Raw genomic sequence first — 17,671 nt, forward strand, 5'->3', positions numbered from 1 at the left:
CGATACTAAGAGACGAAATTGCGGCGGGTAATCAGGTCGTCGAGGTAGGTGCCTGGCCGCCCCATTGCCGGCTTTTCGTTCAGTTGGCGCATCCGTTCCATCGCCGCTACGAGACGGGCCCGACATTGTTCACACCGAGCTCAACGATACGCATTATTGGCCCGAAGACTATTCGACAGCAGACCGGTCCGAATGCCTCGCCAGTAGGTTCTAAACCAGAGAGACTGGAAATGTTGGGCAATCATGCTATTCAGGCCGCCTTGTAGCGACAGGCGCTGCACATAATACCGTTCAATGGAGACTCAAAATGTCGATCAAGGTGACGTTCCCCGATGGTGCTGCTCGCGACTATTCGCGCGGCACTACCGGCACCGAGATCGTGGAAGGTATCTCCAAGTCGCTGGCCAAGAAGACTGTGGCCATGAAGTGGAACGGCGTGCTGTCGGACCTTTCCGATGCGCTGGAGGCCGATGGCAAGATCGAGTTCGTGACGCGCGACAGCGGTTCGAAGGATGTGCTGGAGCTGATCCGGCACGATGCCGCGCATGTGCTCGCCGAAGCCGTGCAGGAGCTGTGGCCCGAGACGCAGGTGACGATCGGCCCGGTGATCGATAACGGCTTCTACTATGACTTCTACCGCGAGGCCGGGCCTTTCACGGAAGACGAACTGCGCGTCATCGAGGAGAAGATGAGCGAAATCATCGAGCGCGGCGCTGCCTTCACCAAGGAAGTGTGGAGCCGCGACCAGGCCAAGGATTTCTTCCGGGCCAAGGGCGAGGACTTCAAGGTTGAGCTGGTCGATGCTATCCCGGCTGATCAGTCTCTCAAGATGTACAAGCAGGGGCAGTGGATCGACCTTTGTCGGGGTCCGCATATGCGGACCGTCAAGGATGTCGGCCAGGCCTTCAAGCTGACCAAAGTGGCCGGTGCCTATTGGCGTGGCGACAGCGATCGCGAGGTGCTGAGCCGCATCTACGGCACGGCCTTTGCCACGAAAGAAGAGTTGGAGGCCTATCTCCACATGATGGAGGAGGCCGAGAAGCGCGATCATCGCAAGATCGGCCGCGACCTCGACCTGTTCCACCTGCAGGAAGAGGCGCAGGGCTCGGTATTCTGGCACCCGCGCGGCTTCGTCATCTACAACCAGATGGAAGCCTATATCCGCCGGCGGCTGAACAAGTCGGGCTATGTCGAGGTCAAAACGCCGCAACTGATGCATGCCAAGTTCTGGGAACAGTCGGGGCACTGGGGTAAGTACCGCGAGAACATGTTCGTGGTGCCCGACCAGGTGCCGAATACGGAAGACAACAAGCCGGTCTTCGAGGATGTCGGCGACCTGCTTGCGCTCAAGCCCATGAACTGCCCTGCACATGTGCAGATTTTCAACCAGGGCATCAAGTCCTACCGCGATCTGCCTCTGCGCATGGCGGAATTCGGCTGTTGCCACCGCAACGAAGCGCATGGCGCGCTGCATGGTCTGATGCGCGTGCGGCAGATGACGCAGGACGACGCGCATATCTTTTGCCGTGAGGACCAGATCCAGTCCGAGACCGAGCATTTCGTGCATCTGCTCTATTCGGTCTATGGGCATCTGGGCTTTGACAATGTGGTTATAAAGCTCGCCACGCGGCCGGAGAAGTTCGGCGGCACTGTGGAGCGCTGGGATGCCGCCGAAAAGGCGCTGGGTGATGCCCTGCGCGCCACGGGTTATGACTTCGAGATTGCCGAGGGTGAGGGTGCATTCTATGCGCCCAAGCTCGAATTCCACCTCAAGGACGCCATTGGCCGGTCCTGGCAGGTGGGGACGCTGCAACTCGACTATGTGCTGCCCGAGCGCCTCAACGCGACCTATGTTGCCGAGGACGGCTCGCGGCAGTTCGCCGTAATGCTGCATCGGGCGATCCTGGGATCACTGGAGCGCTTCATTGGCATCCTGATCGAAAACCACGCGGGCAAGATGCCGATGTGGCTGGCGCCAACCCAGGTTGTGGTTGCCACTATCGTGTCGGAAGCTGATGGCTATGCGGAGAAGCTGGTGCGCCAGTTGCGCGACGCCGGCATCCGCGCCGAGATCGATGCCCGCAATGAAAAGATCAACTACAAGGTGCGCGAGCACTCCGTACAGAAGGTGCCGCTGATGTTCGTGGTGGGCAAGCGCGAGGCCGAGGAAGGCACTGTCTCGGTGCGTCGACTCGGCACCGAGGGCCAGAAGGTCGAGCCGTTCATGGATGCCCTGGTTTCCCTGATGGCTGAAGCGACCCCGCCGGACCTCAAGGACGACGCCGAAAAGGCCGCCTGATGCCACAACGTCCGTCCAATCGCGAAATGAAGGCTCTTTATCATCTGGGCGAGGACAAGGTCCTTGGCCCGGATGACTTCAAGGATGTCGGCGAGAAGGTCTTTGCCAGCATGCTCAAGAAGAAGTGGGTCGAAGCGGCCGAAGGCGTACCGGGCAAATACCGCACGACCGAGAAGGGCCGCGTCATTCATGACGAGGAAGTCTATTTCACCGGTCGCTGGAAGCGCTGAGGGGCGTTATGGCCGAACTCATCGCCATCACCCGAACTGTCTCCATTGATCCCGCCGAGCTGGATGAGAGTTTTGTCCGCTCCTCTGGGCCGGGCGGGCAGAACGTCAACAAGGTGGCAAGCGCGGTGCAACTGCGCTTTGACCTTCTCAACTCGCCAAACATCCCGGAGCCGATGAAGCGACGCGTCGCCGCGTTGGCGGGCAGTCGCATGACCAAGGAGGGGGTGATCATCATCACTTCCAACTCGCATCGGGACCAGCCGCTAAACCGGGCAGAGGCACAGGCCAGGCTGGTTGCTTTGCTGCGCGAAGGCGCCTATGCGCCCAAGCCGCGCCTTGCGACGCGACCGACGCTGGCGTCGAAGAAGCGGCGTCTCGAAGGGAAAGCGGCGCGCTCCAGCGTAAAGCAGATGCGGACGCGGCCTGGCGAGGGCGACTGACGCCATTTACTGTTAATGCAGGGCAGGGTTGCAAATGATGTCATGGTCTTGATTTATCACCAGTGCTTTGTGCTGAATGAAGCGTGCCGCGCGGCACGACAGGAATTCAGGTGAACATGGTCGCTCCTCTTGCGGGATCGGCGCAACGGAGTGCTCCCCAGTGAAGATTGCAGTTGTTGGTTCGGGCTATGTCGGGCTTGTCACCGGTGTTTGTCTCGCGGATTTCGGCCACGATGTCGTGTGCATCGACAAGGATGAAGCCAAGATCACGGCCCTGGAGCGTGGGGAAATCCCGATCTACGAGCCTGGCCTCTCCGAGCTGGTGAAGACCAATGTCGAGGGCGGACGCCTTGCCTTCACCACGAAACTGGGGCCGGCCGTTGCGGCGGCCGATGTCGTCTTTATTGCCGTTGGTACGCCGAGCCGCCGCGGCGACGGTCATGCTGACCTCAGCTATGTCTATGCGGTCGCGCGGGAAGTCGCAGCCGCGGTCTCCGGGTTCACGGTTGTGGTCACAAAATCCACGGTTCCCGTGGGGACAGGGGACGAAGTCGCCCACATCATCAAGAACGACAATCCGGCCGCTGATGTTGCGGTGGTTTCCAACCCGGAATTCCTTCGCGAGGGCGCGGCGATCGACGACTTCAAGCGTCCGGACCGCATTGTCATCGGAATTGATGATGAGCGCGCTCGCGAGGTCATGACGGAGGTTTATCGTCCGCTCTACCTCAACCAGGCGCCCCTGCTTTTCACCGACAGGCGGACGTCCGAACTGATCAAATATGCGGCCAATGCGTTTCTGGCCATGAAGATCACCTTCATCAACGAGATCGCCGATCTTTGTGAAGCCACTGGCGCCGATGTGCAGCAGGTGGCCCGTGGCATCGGCCTCGACAACCGAATTGGCTCGAAATTCCTCCATGCGGGACCCGGCTATGGCGGGTCGTGCTTTCCCAAGGACACCACGGCCCTGGTCAAGATCGGACAGGACTTCGGTAGCCCGATGCGCCTGGTCGAAACGACGGTCTCCATCAATGACCAGCGCAAACGCGCCATGTCGCGCAAGGTTGTCGCGGCCTGTGGCGGCGATGTGCGCGGCCGCACCATCGGCGTGCTCGGCCTGACCTTCAAGCCCAACACCGACGACATGCGCGAGGCACCGGCGCTCGATATCGTCCGCGGGCTCCAGGACCGCGGCGCCAGAGTCGTCGCCTTCGATCCGCAAGGCATGAAGGCCGCGCGAGAGATGATGGAAAACGTCACATTCGTCGAGAGCGCCTATGAGGCGGCCGAAGGGGCTGATGCCCTGGTGCTGGTCACCGAGTGGAACGAGTTCCGCTCCCTTGACCTGGAGCGGCTGAAGACCCTCATGAAATCGCCGGCTTTCATCGATCTGCGCAATGTCTACCGGCCGCACGAAATGCGCCGTCACGGCTTCACCTATGTCAGCATCGGTCGCTCCGACAACGAGTCCGGTGACGCCATTCACGACGCAGCCGAGTGAGAGACAGGGGAGGCGTCGGCATGAGGATCCTCGTCACCGGGGTGGCCGGGTTCATCGGTTTTCACCTGGCGCGCAAGCTTCTGGCAGCAGGGCACGGGGTCTTCGGTCTCGATGCCCTCACCAACTATTATGACCCCGTCCTCAAGAAGACGCGGCTGGACCTGCTCCTGGCAGAGGACAGGTTCGTGTTCGCCAAGGTCGATTTGACCGACCCGGCGGCGCTGGAGGCCTTCGTCGCGGAAGCTAGGGCCGATGTGGTGTTCCACCTCGCGGCCCAGCCCGGTGTGCGCTACAGCATCGAAAACCCGCAGAGCTATATCCAGTCCAATGTGGTGGGCACGGTCAATCTGCTGGAAACCCTGCACCGCCATCGACCAGGTCACTTGGTCTTTGCCTCCACCAGCTCGGTCTATGGCGGTAACCAGACCATGCCCTACGCCGAGGTGCATCGTGCGGACGCGCCTCTGTCGCTTTACGCGGCGACCAAGAAGTCCTGCGAGGCGCTGGTTCATTCCTATTCGCATCTTTGGGCGATCCCCTCGACCTGTGTGCGCTTCTTCACGGTCTACGGGCCTTATGGCCGCCCCGACATGGCGCTTCTGAAATTCGCCAATGCCATAGCGGCAGACGAGGCCATTGATGTCTATGGCAATGGCCGGATGCAGAGGGACTTCACCTATGTCGGAGACCTGGTGACGGCGATGGCGGCGATCATGTCCCGCGCACCCGTTATGGGGCAGCCGGTAGACGGTGACAGTTTCTCCGCGGTGGCCCCGTTCCGCCTCCTCAATATCGGTGGGGGAAGACCGGTCGAACTAATGGATTTCATTGCCTCAATCGAACGGGCTATGGATCGGAAGGCGAAACTGAACATGTTGCCCATGCAGCCCGGCGACGTGGTTGCGACCGAGGCAGACACGGGTCTGCTCAAGACATTGGTGGGCGACCTGCCAGCGACGCCGCTGGACGAAGGGATAGACCGGTTCGTCTCTTGGTTCCGCGAATATCGACCGGAGAGGGCAGGCTAGATGGCTACGACGAGCCTCAAGTTCGGGACAAGCGGGCTGCGAGGGCTGGCGACAGATCTCGAGGGGATAGCGGCACGGCACTACGTCGCGGCCTTCCTGCGATATGCGCAACGACAGACCATGTCTGGCATAAGTGAGGTCTATCTCGGCGCTGATTTCCGGCGGTCCAGTCCTGCCATCATGGCAGATTGCGCCATCGCCATCAGTGCGGCGGGCATGGTGCCGGTCGATTGCGGGACGCTGCCGACACCGGCGCTGGCCCTGCACGCCATGGCCCGGGGTGGCGCGGCGATCATGGTCACGGGAAGCCATATTCCGGCCGACCGCAATGGCCTCAAATTCTACCTGCCCACAGGCGAGATCAGCAAGGTCGATGAAGCCGGCATTGTCGCTGCACTCGACGACGCCTCGATAGAGGGCAGCGATGTTGTTCTGCGCGATGAAAAAAACGCTGCAGCGTCGCGTTATTTCAACCACTTCGCGGCCCTCATGCCGCAGGGCGCCCTGACGGGTATGCGCGTCGGAGTCTTCGAGCATTCCACGGTCGCGCGCGACCTGCTGGTCGCGGTGCTGGAGCATTTCGGGGCCACGGTCGTGCGGCTTGGCCGGATCGAGGGTTTCGTGCCGGTCGATACCGAGGCATTTGCGGACCCGGTCTTTGAGCCAATGGAAGTCTGGGTGCGGGAACACGGTCTCGACGCCGTCGTGTCTGCCGACGGTGATGGTGACCGTCCGCTGCTGATGGACGAAGCCGGTCAGTTCCTGCGCGGCGATGTGTTGGGCCTTTTGACGGCCCGTTATCTTGGCGCCCGGACGGTGGTGACACCGGTGACCTCCAATTCGGCGATCGAGCGCACCGGCTTGTTCGAACAGGTTCTGCGTACCCGCGTTGGTTCTCCTTATGTGGTCGGGGCAATGGCCGAGGCCGGGCCTGGTGTCGTGGGCTTCGAGGCCAATGGCGGAACCTTTACCGGTGGGGGACTGTCGGCGAATGGCCAAGCTGTGGCACCGCTGGCGACGCGAGACGCCATCCTGCCACTATTGTGCACCCTGGGCGAAGCGGTCCGGCAGCGAAAGCCGGTTTCCCAGCTGCTTTCAGCGCTGCCATTGCAGCATGCCCTCGCGGATCGCCTCCAGGACGTGCCGAGTGAAGAGAGCACTTCCTTTCTCATGAGGCTACAGGGTGACGACGCTTATGCGGAGTCGATCTTCGCGCCGCACGGGATATCGCGGTCGGCGTCGATTGATGGTCTGCAGTTCTGGACGCGGTCCGGCGCCATGGTGCATTTCCGGGCCTCGGGCAATGCCCCTGAACTCCGGTGCTATGTGGAGGCCGACACCGCCGAGGCCGCAAGGACGCTGCTGACCTGGGGGCTGGAGACCGCGGCACGGGAAGTGGGTCGTCTTCGATCAATGAGATAGGGCCGCCCGGGGGCGGCCCTTCTTGGTCTATTTGGCCTCGGCGCGGATGCTGACCTTGCCCAGAAGCGTCGTCGGATCGGTTTCCGCCTCCATGAAGTCCATCATGCCCAGGCCCGGTTCGGTCTTGGCCTCGATGCCGATGATCAGGGTCTTGGCCTTGCCCGAGACAAAGGCGTTGATGGCTTCCCCAAGCTTGGCGGCATCGGCGGCACCAGCCATCAGGCCGATAACACTGCCCTGGGCCAGTCCGGCAAAGACCGGGCGCAGCGTTGCCGGATCGGCGCCCTGTTCAGCAGCGACCACGGCCAGGATGATGTCGGACAGACCGGCATCGGTGACGGTGAGGTCTAGATTTTTGATGGCAATCGCCATGCCCGCGGCAAGCGAGGTGTCCGTGTCGAGCGCAAATAGCTCCTCTGTCGCGTTTGCGATGGTGCCGGCCAGCACGACCGTCGCCAGATCGACGGCGCTCATCGACACTTCCTCGACCGCAATGGTATCGGTCGCCGCATCCCATGCGGCCGCGATACGGAAGCCGGCATCGATCTCGGTGATGCCCAGGGCAAGGAGCTGCTCGAAGCTGTCGTCGCCGCTATCGGTGGGAACCTGCGCTTGGATATTGGCCGCGGAAATATCGAGGTCGGTAGGGATGCCGTTGAGATAGGCCGCCAGCGCTAGGTCGAATGAACCGATCTTGGCCTGGATGCGCGCGTCCGGCGCGTCGGGGTCCGGAATATCGATATCGAGGCCGCTGAACGAGAAGCCTTCCATGGCCGGGATCAGGGCGCGTACGTTCTGCTCGAACCAGGCCTCGTTAACGGCCTCGGGGGCGGCCTCCAGCGTCGCGATGGTGGTGCTGAGGTCCATCGGCTTCACGGTGAAGTTGTCGAGCGCCATCGCGCCGTCGCCATCGACCACCAAGCTGAACCCGTCCATGGAAATGGACGGATAGACGCCGGGGCTCATGCCGCCCATCGTCATGCCGGCCAAGGCGAAGCTCATGACCTGCCCCTCTTCGTCGATACCCTCGCAGGAGAGGCCGTCAAAGGTGACTTCGGAAGTTTCAAATGCCGTCAGGATGTCAGCGTACATCTTGACGAAGCGGCCCATGAGCACCGGGTCGGCGGCCTCCCGGTCATCTTCCATGGACTGGGCAATGGCCATCATCTCGCCAAAGGAGGTCCTGAGGGGGCGTCCCTTGAACTCGGCGCCCGTCATGGCGCCGATGGTGCAGGAAATGTCCTCGGCTACGAGCGTGCCGCCCTCGGCCACGAGGTCGGTATAGATGATTTCGAGTTCAGTCTGCTCACTACGGTCGACCAGGCCATAAATCCCCAGGATGCCGCCAATATCGAGATTGGCCGCCGACATGGCGCCAAACTCGAAGGTGCCTTCGTCGGTCACCAGGCTGATACCGGCGAGGCTCACAGTGGCGGCCTGGCCGTCGGTCACGTCATCGAGCATCAGGTCGGTGAAGGTGAGGGTGGCTTCCTCCGGGCCATCGTCGGACTGCGATGTAACGCTGACGATGATCTCGGGCACCGCGATGCTGGTGGCGTCGAGGTCCGCCAGATCTTCTGCATGATCGACGATATTGCCGCCGAGAACTTCGGACAGGATGGCATCGGAGAGGCTTGAATCCACCGCATCAATGGTCGGGATGGAGACCCTGTAGTCAACCTCGAGGGCGGCCGGTTGCGCGGCAGCCGGCTTGACCTTTTCCTTGGCGACGACGGTTACGGCGGGCAGGGCCACGCCGATAAGGCAGGCAGCGGTGAATGCCGCCATGCGGCGGCTGGTGTGCGTCTTGATCAACATGGTGTTCTCCCGTTCCATGCTTGGCATTTGGGCGCGTGCCCGTTGTCATTCAAGGACAGAATTATCTGTCCCTGGTCGAATGTGCAATTGAGGACACAGATGGCCTTCTGTGCGTGTCACGTCGGGGCAATAGATGGCGGCAGAGGAATGGAGTCGAATTGCGTTCGCTTCCGGTGTGCTTCAAGATGCGGCACATATCCATCAAATTTGACATGCTCGCCCCTGAATGTTCGAATGGCTTCAACTGGGGGAGCAGTATTGACATTTCTTGGTCCAATTACTCTCGCAATATTGGCTTCAACGTCCGGCGTGACATTGGCTCAGGGTACTGCATCAGTTCAGTCAGCCAGACCTTATTGGGGTACGATCCTGGTCCGGTGGATGGCGCATGGGGCAGTAAGACGCGGACTGCTCTCGAAGTGTACTATGCTGGGCTCGGGCGCGAATTTTCCGGTCAATTGGGCGTGCGGGACTACGGGACGCTGTTGGCGGCGCTCGAAAATGAGATCTTGTCGCGATATCCATCCGAGAATGCCCGGCCATTGAACCTTGCTGCGCGCTTCCAGGCCGGCAAGGACGTCTGGTTCCCTGCGCAGTATGCGTTTGCCGAGGGGGCGGATACGCCTGCGCGGGAGGAACGGAACCTCGCGGTGCTCCATCCCTATGTCCACGATCTCGACGGCGATGGTTGAGACGACATTCTCGTCCAGTTCATGGACTCCAACGCGCACCCCTATATCATTCGCGGTCGCCCCGGTGATGCCGAGGCAAGCGCGTTCCTGGCGGAGCTTGCGACCGATATTCCGAAGTCACGCTCCATTCGCAATGCCGCGATCCGGGATGTCGATGGCGACGGCAAGCCGGACTTCGTGGGCTTTACGGCGCCCCATGGCCTGGATGGCATGGGATATGTTCCCAGTCCCGAGCATGAAATTGTTATCCCCCAGGGCGGGGATGCCTGGGCCACGCCGCATGAGACTTACGCGCATGGCGGGCTCGTGGGAGACGTGAATGGCGACGGGGTGCCGGACATCTTTGCCATATCGGAAGGCCCGGGGAACGCGCGCTACGCGGTGCTTGGCGACGGCAATGGGGGTTTTCCGAACGGGTGCGGCTGAATGTGCTGCCAAGCGAGGTCATCTTCGACGCCTATTCTGCCGATCTCAACGGGGACGATGTGGACGATTTCGTCTTCATCACCGCTACCGACTATGTGCGCCAGAAGCAGATCCCTCCGGCTCGGGCAAGTGAGCACGGAACGCTTGCCATTGCACTGGGTGAGCCAGGCAAGTCACTCGATCAGCTTCAATTCACACGTCTGGGCACGCATGTGATGGATGAGTGGCATTGGGCGGCTTACGGCTTGCAGAACGCATTGGGTTTTGATGCAGACTCTGGCTATTCCAGTGGCGGGGTCTGGACCTATTCCGCGCCGTCCAATGTCGAGCTCATCGATTTCGATGACGACGGTGACCTGGACATTCTGGTCGGCTATTTCGCCAGTTCAAACTCCAGCTGGCATACAAGCGGCTTCGGCCTTTTCCGCAATGATGATGGGCAATTCACCGATGTAACTGCGGAAGTGGTACCGCATCAGCCAGCCAATCTTCATGCTGGCATGAAGAGAACCGACCCCTTGATTGGTGCCGCCATGGTTGATCTGGACCGTGATGGCGCCAAGGACCTGCTCCTTTTGGTGCAGACCCCGGACCATATGCACCATTCCCGTTTCAGGGCCTCGGCCTATCTCAATGTCGATGGCAGCTTCATGCCTGTCGCGGCAAGCGCGGATCCCACGCGCGATCTCGCGATGCTCACCACGGGCGATATCAACTGTGATGGCATAGCCGATCTCGTCGGCAACGGACGACCCAATCGCAGCGAATATTCGGCGCGCATATTGCTGGGCGCACCATAGCGGCAGGTGGTGTCTTATTCGGGCCGACAATGTCGTCGCGTGCCGCTTTTGGCAACGAGGCGGGTGATGTCCGGTTTGGCCTCACCGGTTGTGACGATCAGCAGGTGCGGTGGCAGCGACACATGCGATTTCTCGGCGGCTGGGTGAGGTCCATGTGTCGGGCACCGGCCGTTGTCTGAAAGCCTTAATGCACCGACCGCCATCATCAGATGATCCTTGATCGAGAGATCCGCGTTTGCCGATAGCGGCAGATCGACCGGCATGAGGGTACCTGCGCGTCGCCTCAATGCAAGCCGCGATCGCCTCCCGTTAACCGCATGAACGAAGGCGGAACATTTTTCTGTTGACAGCTGCACGGCCAAGAGCTCACCTTGCGCCATCGACCCAATTCCGGGCCGATCCCGAGGCCGTTGCCCCCATATGGGGCGCTGATCCAGTCCAGGACCAGAGGCGACCGACAGAGTGTTTGCACCACCCTGCCGGCCTAACCAAGGGCAGTCACTGCGTGAACAGGAGACACCCATGGCTGAAGCCATTTTGGGCGCGGACCATGCCGGCCGCAAGCCCGCTTCGAGCGATATCACCACCCCTATCGACACCGGCCTCCAGTGCTACGAGGTCTCCGCGGCGCTCGCGGGACTGGTCGCCGATCCGCTCGTCGATCTCGACACCCAGATCGCCGTGCTCGCCCTTGTCGACGAGACGGGTTCGGCCAGCATGGGCGATCTCATCTCGATCCTGCAACGTCATGAAGCGCCGGCTCAGGCCATCGGTGCCATGCTGCGTCTCGGCGTGCTCGTCGTCGAACCAGGCCTCATCGACGCCCAGAGCCTGGTGTCGCGCCGTGTCCAGCCGGTTCGGGCCAGGCCGAGTTTCGCGGACCAGGTGAACCACAGAGACAGGGGCAAGGTGCACCACCTGCAGGTCCTGGCACCTGAGCCCGACATCTTCTTTGCCATCGGCATTGACCGGAATTACTTCGTCACGGAGGCGCGCTTGCGCCAGCGCGGCATCTACTTCGCCATCTATTGTGATGGTGTCTATGTCGGGCGCTCCGGTGACACGGCCTGCCGCATTGCCTGGGGTGCCCATTTGCGCCGCCACGGCCTGCCCGAGCGCATCATTGCCGCCGTCGACCGTAAGGGGGCCCTGAGCGAGGCCCAGATGCGGGCCTGCGAGCGCCTTGCGGCCCGTCGCGTGGTCAAGGAAACGGATCTTGCCCTTGTCAACGATACCCTGCCGGTCGGTGACCGGCTGGGCCCAATTGCCTATGCCGGCGCCGCCGGCTTTGTCGACACAGTGTTCGAAAGGGTCCTTGCCGCGGGGCTGTTTGGTTCGGACGCACACGCCGATGTACCGGCACCAGTTACGGAACCGGACCTCGAGCAGGAACCTGGTATGGAGAGTGTCTTCAGTCTTGATGCCTGCGGCATCAGGGCGAGGGCCCGCCAGGAAAACGGCAAGTGGATCGTCCTGGCTGGAAGCCAGGTACGACCCGATCCGGCCCCATCTTCCGGTAGTGCGCCCTTCCGCCTGCGTACGGAACTCCTCCACGAAGGCGGCTTGGTCACCACGGGCGATGTGCTGGTGCTGACCGAAGACCTGGCCTTCGACACCGCCGTCGCCGCCGGGTGCTTCGTGGCCGGCTCGCGCGTCCGGGCAGGGGCGTGGAAACCGATCCCGGCCGAACCGACCGCCCCGCCACGGCCATAGACCCTCCCTTCGGGCGGCATCGCCGCCGCCTGCCATCCTCCAGACCATTGACACGAAGGGCGCGGCGCGATCGCAGCCCCCAAAGGATCATCCATGTCCGACGAACACGACGATTTCGACTATCTGATCGCTGACGGCGAAGACGCCGCTCCCCAAAGGCCCGATATCGGGGCCAAGCCCTCGGGCAAGACGCTGAGCGCCGACCGGGCGCTGGTTGCGGCGCTGTTCAAGACAGCCGACACGGCCGCGATCCGTGAATTCCTCAAGTGCGAGGTGCCCCAGGTCATCCAGCTCGTGGCGCCCTCCGCGACCTGGGCCAAGGCGGTCTCCAACGAAATTGGCCGCTCCTATGACAAGCTGGTCGCGGTCACCGTGACGGAGCGCAACAAGAGCGGCAATGATTGGTTGCTGGTCCAATTGCTGGCCCGCCTATCCCATGGCGGGCATACTATCATTTCCTGCACCGACGCATCGGAGCTCTTGCCGCCCGCCGTTGCCCGGGCCGTTGATTTCCAACTGGCTTTGCCACAGGTCGATGCGGCAATGATGCGCGCTGCCATTCGTCTGTTCACGGGCCAGCGGGCGACAGGCCTCAAGGATGAGGACCTGGCAGAGCTCGACTTTCCCGACCTTGTCCTCTGCCTGCGCCAGGGGAGCACCGCGGGCCAATGCGTGGAGCGCATCCGCAACGTGGCGCAGGTCCGCCTCAAGTCCCAGTCCGGAAGTGACATCGGTCCGCGCCTCGAGGACCTGCCACTACCGGCCGCGATCGCCGACTGGTCCCGGGATATGCTGGCAGACCTCCAGGCCGTGACCAGGGGCGATCTGTCGCCTGACCAACTGCGCCACGGCGTGCTCGAGGGACCCCCGGGCACTGGCAAGACCCTCATCGCGGGAGCGCTGGCGCGCTCGGCCGGCTGGCGGTTCCAGTCAGCCTCCTTGGGGGACTGGTTCAATTCCAGCGACGGCAATCTCGGCGGCGTCAGCAAGGCCATTGTCGGTTACTTCGACGAATTGCTCAAGTTTGACCGAGTGGTTGGGTTCGTTGATGAATGTGACAGTTTTCCGTCGAGAATCGCGCTCGATGCCAGTGACCGCCAATGGTGGACCACCGTGGTCAATTTGATGCTCACGCAGATCGATCGGCTGCGCCTCTCCGGCAAGCGGGTCCTGCTTTTGGCGGCCACCAATCTCTATGATTTCCTCGATCCCGCCCTGGTCCGGGGAGGGCGGCTCGAACAGCGCGTGACCGTTCTGGGGCCGCAGACCGAGGAGGAGGCGCTCGATGTCCTGGCGCACCATGTGAAGGCCGAGATATCAAGGGACGCCCTGCAGCCCCTGGCGCGCTTCGTCTTCGGCGCCACCCCGGCATCGATCGCCGGCTGGGCGCGGACGGCCCGGGCCGTCGCGCGGCGCGAGGGCAGGGCGATTGGTGTCGCGGACCTGTTCGGGGTCATCGCCCCGGCCGATACCCGCGGCCCCGCCGAAATCCGGGAGGTCGCCATCCATGAAGCGGGGCATGCGCTCGTGGCGGTCCTGCTCGGCCTCGACCTGGTTTCTGTCTCCATCATCTCGAGCGGAAGGGTAGGGGGCATGACCCGAACCGCAGAATTGACGTCGGCCCTCACACGGGCAGAAGTCGAGGATCTGGCGACCGCCTATCTCGGCGGACGCGCGGCCGACCTGACGCTGGGGAGGGGCAGCCATTCCGGAGCGGCTTTGGACATCGAGATGGCGCGGACCATCCTCGGGCAGGCATGCTGTCATTGGGGGCTCTATGGCATCGCGGGACAGCTCGATCCCGGCAGCGAAGAGGTGGCCGTGTTCCTCGAGCGCACCATCAAGCGCCTGTTGGCACGTGCCCTGCGTCTGCTCGCCGACCACCGCGAGGCCCTCGCAGTCCTGACTGACGCTTTGGTCGAAAAGCGCCTGCTCAAGGCCGATGAGGTGCAGGACCTGCTCGCGCTGCATCTCCTGGTCGAAAAGGCCCCTGAGCACACGGCGGGGACCAAGGTAAAGGCAGGCCGGGCAAGGACCCGGCCCGGCGGCCAGACTAAGCGAGGTCCCAAGCTCATCGGCAAGGGTGCCGCCGAGTAACAGAGCCCCGGGCTCTCCAAGTCCATCACCTCGATGGCGCTATTTAGGTCAATCGCTGCGGCCATGCCGCAGCGGTTTGTGCTGGATTGAAATGGTCGCGCTCGGCGCGTGCCGCCTTTACCGGCAACGCCGCGTCGAACAACAGCCCGAACTCTTGAGGGCGAGCGTTCACCTGGACTTGACCGTTGTTCAACGGAACTCATGTTCCGTCCGACACGGGAGGCCTCGATGGCTACCCGCTGGCCTCGGAGACGGAGTACACGTTCGCCAGAAGGTGCGCGATACTTTCACGACTCGCCGGGCATGAGGCAGGCAATGCGTCGAATTTTGGTAACCACGCCAAAAGGCAGGAATTGCCACAAATAGGCCCGTGTACTAGCTTCCACGCGCTGCAGGCCCCCAATCTGGAGGCGGCCCTAACGGGCGAACGGTTGAAGCGACGGCGTTCCGGCATTTTCCGTCCTTATCTCTCACTTCCGGCGCGACGCGCCGGTGCGGGCCGTCTCATGTGGGGGCGGCGCCAGGGATAAGGACGCCTGACCCCACCTTTCCCTGTCGTGTTTCTCATCGGGTCACAAGGGTTCAACATGAACGACAAAACCTTGCCCGCCGCGCCGCACTACAATATCAAGCGCGAGTTCTCCCTGGCAGAAGTGCAGGTCATCGTCGCCGGCGTGCTTGGCACCGATACCAGCGAGCGCCATATCGCTGACAGCCTGCGCCCCCAGCTGGAAAACCCGAACTCGACATTGTCGCTCGTCAAGGCGAGAGCCGGTCTCGAAGTGGACAACACCCGGCTACTGGCGAAGATCGAGGCCCTCGCTCCCGGCAAGCTGAGGGCCCTTCAGGAAGCCGTGGGCAGGGTGCTCGCGCTCGGACCATCGGAAATCTTCGGTGGCGGTGATCTGCCATCCGTGCACGTGCTGCGTCGCTTCGATCTGGCGCCGCCGGTTGCTGCCCGGGCCTCGGCCTTTGTGGTGGTCCAGCTCGAAGGCGGCCGTCATGTGCATGAGATCGTCCTCCATGACGTCCTTGAAAGTCCGGGCTTCCCCCAGACGAGCGTAGGGGACGCGGCCAACGCTCTGGTCCAGCGGGTCCACGAGGCGCGCCAGGGCAAGACGCCAACGAAAGACACGCTGATGCGCATGCTCGCCCTTGCCCTGGTGCTAGCCAGTGGACATGAAAACCTGCGGGTTTTCGAGGATATGGACGGCACGGTCACGGTTTTCCAGGTCCCCCTCGAAGCCCTCCGCTCCGATGTCGCGGACAGGAGCTTGCGCAACCTGGTCCTGCCCGGCGTCAATGCTCCGGCCGGGACTGGCAGGGCATAGGACCGGGTTCGGGCGCGCGCGAGATTGTCCCGTGCCGCCCGCCACGCCCGGGCGAGCCGGATAGGTAGGACGCGTGTCAGGTCTGCGGTCCAATGGCCTAGGTCTCGTCCACTCCTACCAATCCGCGCGCACCACGTGCGACAAGTGGTGTTTCCGCACATGACCCTTGAAGGGGTGCCAAGTGCAGGACGGGCGTTTGCAGAGGTGAGCTGAGGGAAGGGGCCGATCGGGCCCCTCGCAGGACTGGTCAGATCAGCTGACAGGGGGATGTTGGGCTCTCCCGGCTCCGGTGTGCTCGGCCACGCCAAACCTATCTGTGCCCTTTCGCGCGCGCCTACCCGGCATGGTAGCCGATGGCGGGAACGGCCCCAGGGCGAGGCGCCTCGAGAGCGACGTCCGCACCCGACTCAGACCGGAACCGCCAAGGACCCGGTCGTGGTCCATGGCCGGTCGACATGGCGACTTGAGTGCATCGGCGAAATGGCGCTTATGTCAGCCCGTCGGTTCGGCCTCGTCAGGTCCCTCGGGCGCGCCCCCCGCTTCGCGGGCCGCGCGCGCTCTGGCGATATTGTCCGCGATCAATTCGGGATCGCGAGGGTCTACCACGCGTTCGAAGTGGCGCAGGGCCTCGGCGCCCGGCACCGTGACCCGCGACCGGTCCTGCCTAGGGACCGGCACGGGCATTTCCTCAAAAAAGCCGGGATCGGCTTCTCCGGCCACACTTTTTGGCGCCGGGCCCTCACTCATGGACCGATCCCCGGCAGGCGCGACATCGAGGGGCAAGGGCAATGTCGGCTCATGGGCCGCCGCGGGCATAGCCCGCGCCACGGCCTTGCGCTTATGGCCCTTGGCGGCACGGGCGTAATGGGTGTGCGCGGTGCGGATGGAAAGGTGACCGCAGAGCCGGGCGATTTCCTCGGGCGGGAGGCCGGCTGCTGACCAGCTGGCGATGGCGACGTGCCGGAACGAATAGAGCGACAACTTCCTGATGCCGATCCTGATGCAGGCGCGACGGATCTGGCCGGCAAGCACTTTCTCCCAACTGGCGAATTCGGCCTTGCTCAGGCCGTCGTCGATCAGGTCGAGCATGAGGCCAAGGCCGACCAGGACATCCTTATGCAAACCGGCCAGGTCCATGGTCCTGAGCTTTTCGTGGCCGGGGCGTTTCTTGGCGTTGGGCATGGTGAGCCGTGTCCCCACAAGCTGCGCGCCGCGCAGCTCGATCGGCCGGAAACCGCAATGCCCGGCCACGAGGGTAAACAAGGCGGCCAAGATGGCGTTGGGATTTCCGTGTTTGAGGGCGTGTCGCTTGAGTTCGCGGAACAGGGAGCGAACCTCCTCCTCGGTCGGGTCTTCAACCTTGAGGGCCGAGGTCCTTCGGTTCTCTTCGGGAATGAAGTTCTTGCGTTTGGTGAGGGCGGTGTCGACCTTCGTCCAGGCGGACTGAAAGTCCGGGAGCCTCCCGGCCTCCGTCATGTGCTCGATAAGCGCATATCTGAGATCGGCGCGATAGCGGCCAATTGTAGAGGGGTCGAGGTCCCCGCCCTCGAGCGAAAGGGCGAGCGCATCTTCGGTCCGCAGATCCGGATGAGCCGTCTTGGCCCTATTGATCCATCGCCTGCCAATGCGGAGATGCTCCTTGATCGTCTCAGGTGCGGCAGGACCGGATGGGGGCGGAAGGGTGCGGGGCATATGTCTCACCTCCGATGCATTACTCCACGCTTTGTAGCGCCATTTCATGCATTACTCCACGGAAATTCTCCCGGGTATGCTCCGAAAATCTGGGGTATGGACGCTGCAAGTTGCTCCATAGCGCTGCACGGCGCTGCATTCCGTTGCGGAACGCTGCTTATCGTTGCCTTACGCTGCAT

Annotated in this window: 15 protein-coding genes; 12 read left to right on the forward strand and 3 right to left on the reverse strand. The window is 62.7% G+C overall.

All coding sequences use genetic code 11. The features are described 5' to 3' along the window. Nucleotides 1–307: 307 nt before the first annotated feature. The 6 genes from thrS (at nucleotide 308) to ACXYMS_RS05585 (ending at nucleotide 6,923) form a co-directional block, all read left to right on the forward strand. Nucleotides 308–2,299 (forward strand): threonine--tRNA ligase, encoded by a 1,992-nt coding sequence (thrS, locus tag ACXYMS_RS05560; protein WP_458904378.1) that lies wholly within the window; start codon nucleotides 308–310, stop codon nucleotides 2,297–2,299. After that, the gene (locus ACXYMS_RS05565) at nucleotides 2,299–2,529 is read left to right on the forward strand and encodes a hypothetical protein (RefSeq protein ID WP_458904379.1); all 231 of its coding nucleotides are present in this window, start codon (nucleotides 2,299–2,301) and stop codon (nucleotides 2,527–2,529) included. The genes thrS and ACXYMS_RS05565 overlap by 1 nt, the downstream gene beginning before the upstream one ends. An 8-nt stretch (nucleotides 2,530–2,537) precedes the next feature. Continuing rightward, on the forward strand, nucleotides 2,538–2,969 hold the full coding sequence (arfB, locus tag ACXYMS_RS05570) for an alternative ribosome rescue aminoacyl-tRNA hydrolase ArfB (RefSeq protein ID WP_458904381.1): 432 nt from the start codon (nucleotides 2,538–2,540) through the stop codon (nucleotides 2,967–2,969). Nucleotides 2,970–3,129: 160 nt separating this feature from the next. After that, nucleotides 3,130–4,473, forward strand: a complete 1,344-nt coding sequence (locus ACXYMS_RS05575; RefSeq protein WP_458904383.1) for a UDP-glucose dehydrogenase family protein — start codon at nucleotides 3,130–3,132, stop codon at nucleotides 4,471–4,473. A 20-nt stretch (nucleotides 4,474–4,493) separates the two neighbouring features. Then, a complete protein-coding gene (locus ACXYMS_RS05580) occupies nucleotides 4,494–5,501 on the forward strand; it encodes an SDR family NAD(P)-dependent oxidoreductase (RefSeq protein ID WP_458904384.1) in 1,008 nt (335 codons plus the stop codon). Beyond that, nucleotides 5,502–6,923 carry a phosphohexomutase domain-containing protein gene (locus ACXYMS_RS05585; RefSeq protein WP_458904386.1) on the forward strand — a complete coding sequence of 474 codons (1,422 nt, stop codon included), beginning with the start codon at nucleotides 5,502–5,504 and terminating at the stop codon, nucleotides 6,921–6,923. 27 nt (nucleotides 6,924–6,950) lie between these two features. Here the strand turns inward: ACXYMS_RS05585 and ACXYMS_RS05590 are convergent, their stop codons facing one another. Then, complete coding sequence (locus ACXYMS_RS05590) at nucleotides 6,951–8,741, reverse strand: hypothetical protein (protein WP_458904388.1); 1,791 nt, start codon at nucleotides 8,739–8,741, stop codon at nucleotides 6,951–6,953. A 158-nt stretch (nucleotides 8,742–8,899) separates the two neighbouring features. Here ACXYMS_RS05590 and ACXYMS_RS05595 point away from each other — a divergent pair, with 158 nt between their 5' ends. Genes ACXYMS_RS05595 through ACXYMS_RS05605 form a run of 3 tightly spaced genes read left to right on the forward strand, consistent with a single transcriptional unit; the run spans nucleotide 8,900 to nucleotide 10,659 of the window. Beyond that, nucleotides 8,900–9,433, forward strand: coding sequence for a peptidoglycan-binding domain-containing protein (locus ACXYMS_RS05595; RefSeq protein WP_458904389.1), 534 nt, complete (start codon nucleotides 8,900–8,902; stop codon nucleotides 9,431–9,433). Nucleotides 9,434–9,454: 21 nt separating this feature from the next. Beyond that, the gene (locus ACXYMS_RS05600; protein ID WP_458904391.1) at nucleotides 9,455–9,859 is read left to right on the forward strand and encodes a hypothetical protein; all 405 of its coding nucleotides are present in this window, start codon (nucleotides 9,455–9,457) and stop codon (nucleotides 9,857–9,859) included. 2 nt (nucleotides 9,860–9,861) lie between these two features. Then, nucleotides 9,862–10,659, forward strand: a complete 798-nt coding sequence (locus ACXYMS_RS05605) for an FG-GAP-like repeat-containing protein (protein WP_458904393.1) — start codon at nucleotides 9,862–9,864, stop codon at nucleotides 10,657–10,659. Nucleotides 10,660–10,673: 14 nt separating this feature from the next. On the opposite strand, the gene ACXYMS_RS05610 is transcribed toward ACXYMS_RS05605, so the two are convergent. After that, nucleotides 10,674–10,922: a hypothetical protein gene (locus ACXYMS_RS05610; RefSeq protein ID WP_458904395.1), complete on the reverse strand. Its 249-nt coding sequence runs from the start codon at nucleotides 10,920–10,922 to the stop codon at nucleotides 10,674–10,676. A 259-nt stretch (nucleotides 10,923–11,181) separates the two neighbouring features. Between ACXYMS_RS05610 and ACXYMS_RS05615 the strand changes: the two genes are divergently transcribed. From ACXYMS_RS05615 to ACXYMS_RS05625, 3 genes are all read left to right on the forward strand, one after another. Then, nucleotides 11,182–12,372: a hypothetical protein gene (locus ACXYMS_RS05615; RefSeq protein ID WP_458904397.1), complete on the forward strand. Its 1,191-nt coding sequence runs from the start codon at nucleotides 11,182–11,184 to the stop codon at nucleotides 12,370–12,372. A 93-nt stretch (nucleotides 12,373–12,465) separates the two neighbouring features. Next, nucleotides 12,466–14,469 carry an AAA family ATPase gene (locus ACXYMS_RS05620; protein WP_458904399.1) on the forward strand — a complete coding sequence of 668 codons (2,004 nt, stop codon included), beginning with the start codon at nucleotides 12,466–12,468 and terminating at the stop codon, nucleotides 14,467–14,469. Nucleotides 14,470–15,056: 587 nt separating this feature from the next. Further along, the gene (locus ACXYMS_RS05625; RefSeq protein WP_458904400.1) at nucleotides 15,057–15,800 is read left to right on the forward strand and encodes a hypothetical protein; all 744 of its coding nucleotides are present in this window, start codon (nucleotides 15,057–15,059) and stop codon (nucleotides 15,798–15,800) included. A 492-nt stretch (nucleotides 15,801–16,292) separates the two neighbouring features. Here the strand turns inward: ACXYMS_RS05625 and ACXYMS_RS05630 are convergent, their stop codons facing one another. Next, nucleotides 16,293–17,492: a hypothetical protein gene (locus ACXYMS_RS05630; protein ID WP_458904402.1), complete on the reverse strand. Its 1,200-nt coding sequence runs from the start codon at nucleotides 17,490–17,492 to the stop codon at nucleotides 16,293–16,295. Nucleotides 17,493–17,671: the final 179 nt, after the last annotated feature.

The organism is Devosia sp. CAU 1758, from assembly GCF_054482695.1.

Bases quoted from the DNA above. Each gene is read 5' to 3' on its own strand.
- thrS (WP_458904378.1), top strand. From the start codon at position 308: ATGTCGATCAAGGTGACGTTCCCCGATGGTGCTGCTCGCGACTATTCG.
- ACXYMS_RS05565 (WP_458904379.1), top strand. From the start codon at position 2,299: ATGCCACAACGTCCGTCCAATCGCGAAATGAAGGCTCTTTATCATCTG.
- arfB (WP_458904381.1), top strand. From the start codon at position 2,538: ATGGCCGAACTCATCGCCATCACCCGAACTGTCTCCATTGATCCCGCC.
- ACXYMS_RS05580 (WP_458904384.1), top strand. From the start codon at position 4,494: ATGAGGATCCTCGTCACCGGGGTGGCCGGGTTCATCGGTTTTCACCTG.
- ACXYMS_RS05585 (WP_458904386.1), top strand. From the start codon at position 5,502: ATGGCTACGACGAGCCTCAAGTTCGGGACAAGCGGGCTGCGAGGGCTG.
- ACXYMS_RS05590 (WP_458904388.1), bottom strand. From the start codon at position 8,741: ATGTTGATCAAGACGCACACCAGCCGCCGCATGGCGGCATTCACCGCT.
- ACXYMS_RS05600 (WP_458904391.1), top strand. From the start codon at position 9,455: ATGGACTCCAACGCGCACCCCTATATCATTCGCGGTCGCCCCGGTGAT.
- ACXYMS_RS05610 (WP_458904395.1), bottom strand. From the start codon at position 10,922: ATGCCGGTCGATCTGCCGCTATCGGCAAACGCGGATCTCTCGATCAAG.
- ACXYMS_RS05615 (WP_458904397.1), top strand. From the start codon at position 11,182: ATGGCTGAAGCCATTTTGGGCGCGGACCATGCCGGCCGCAAGCCCGCT.
- ACXYMS_RS05620 (WP_458904399.1), top strand. From the start codon at position 12,466: ATGTCCGACGAACACGACGATTTCGACTATCTGATCGCTGACGGCGAA.
- ACXYMS_RS05625 (WP_458904400.1), top strand. From the start codon at position 15,057: ATGAACGACAAAACCTTGCCCGCCGCGCCGCACTACAATATCAAGCGC.
- ACXYMS_RS05630 (WP_458904402.1), bottom strand. From the start codon at position 17,492: ATGCCCCGCACCCTTCCGCCCCCATCCGGTCCTGCCGCACCTGAGACG.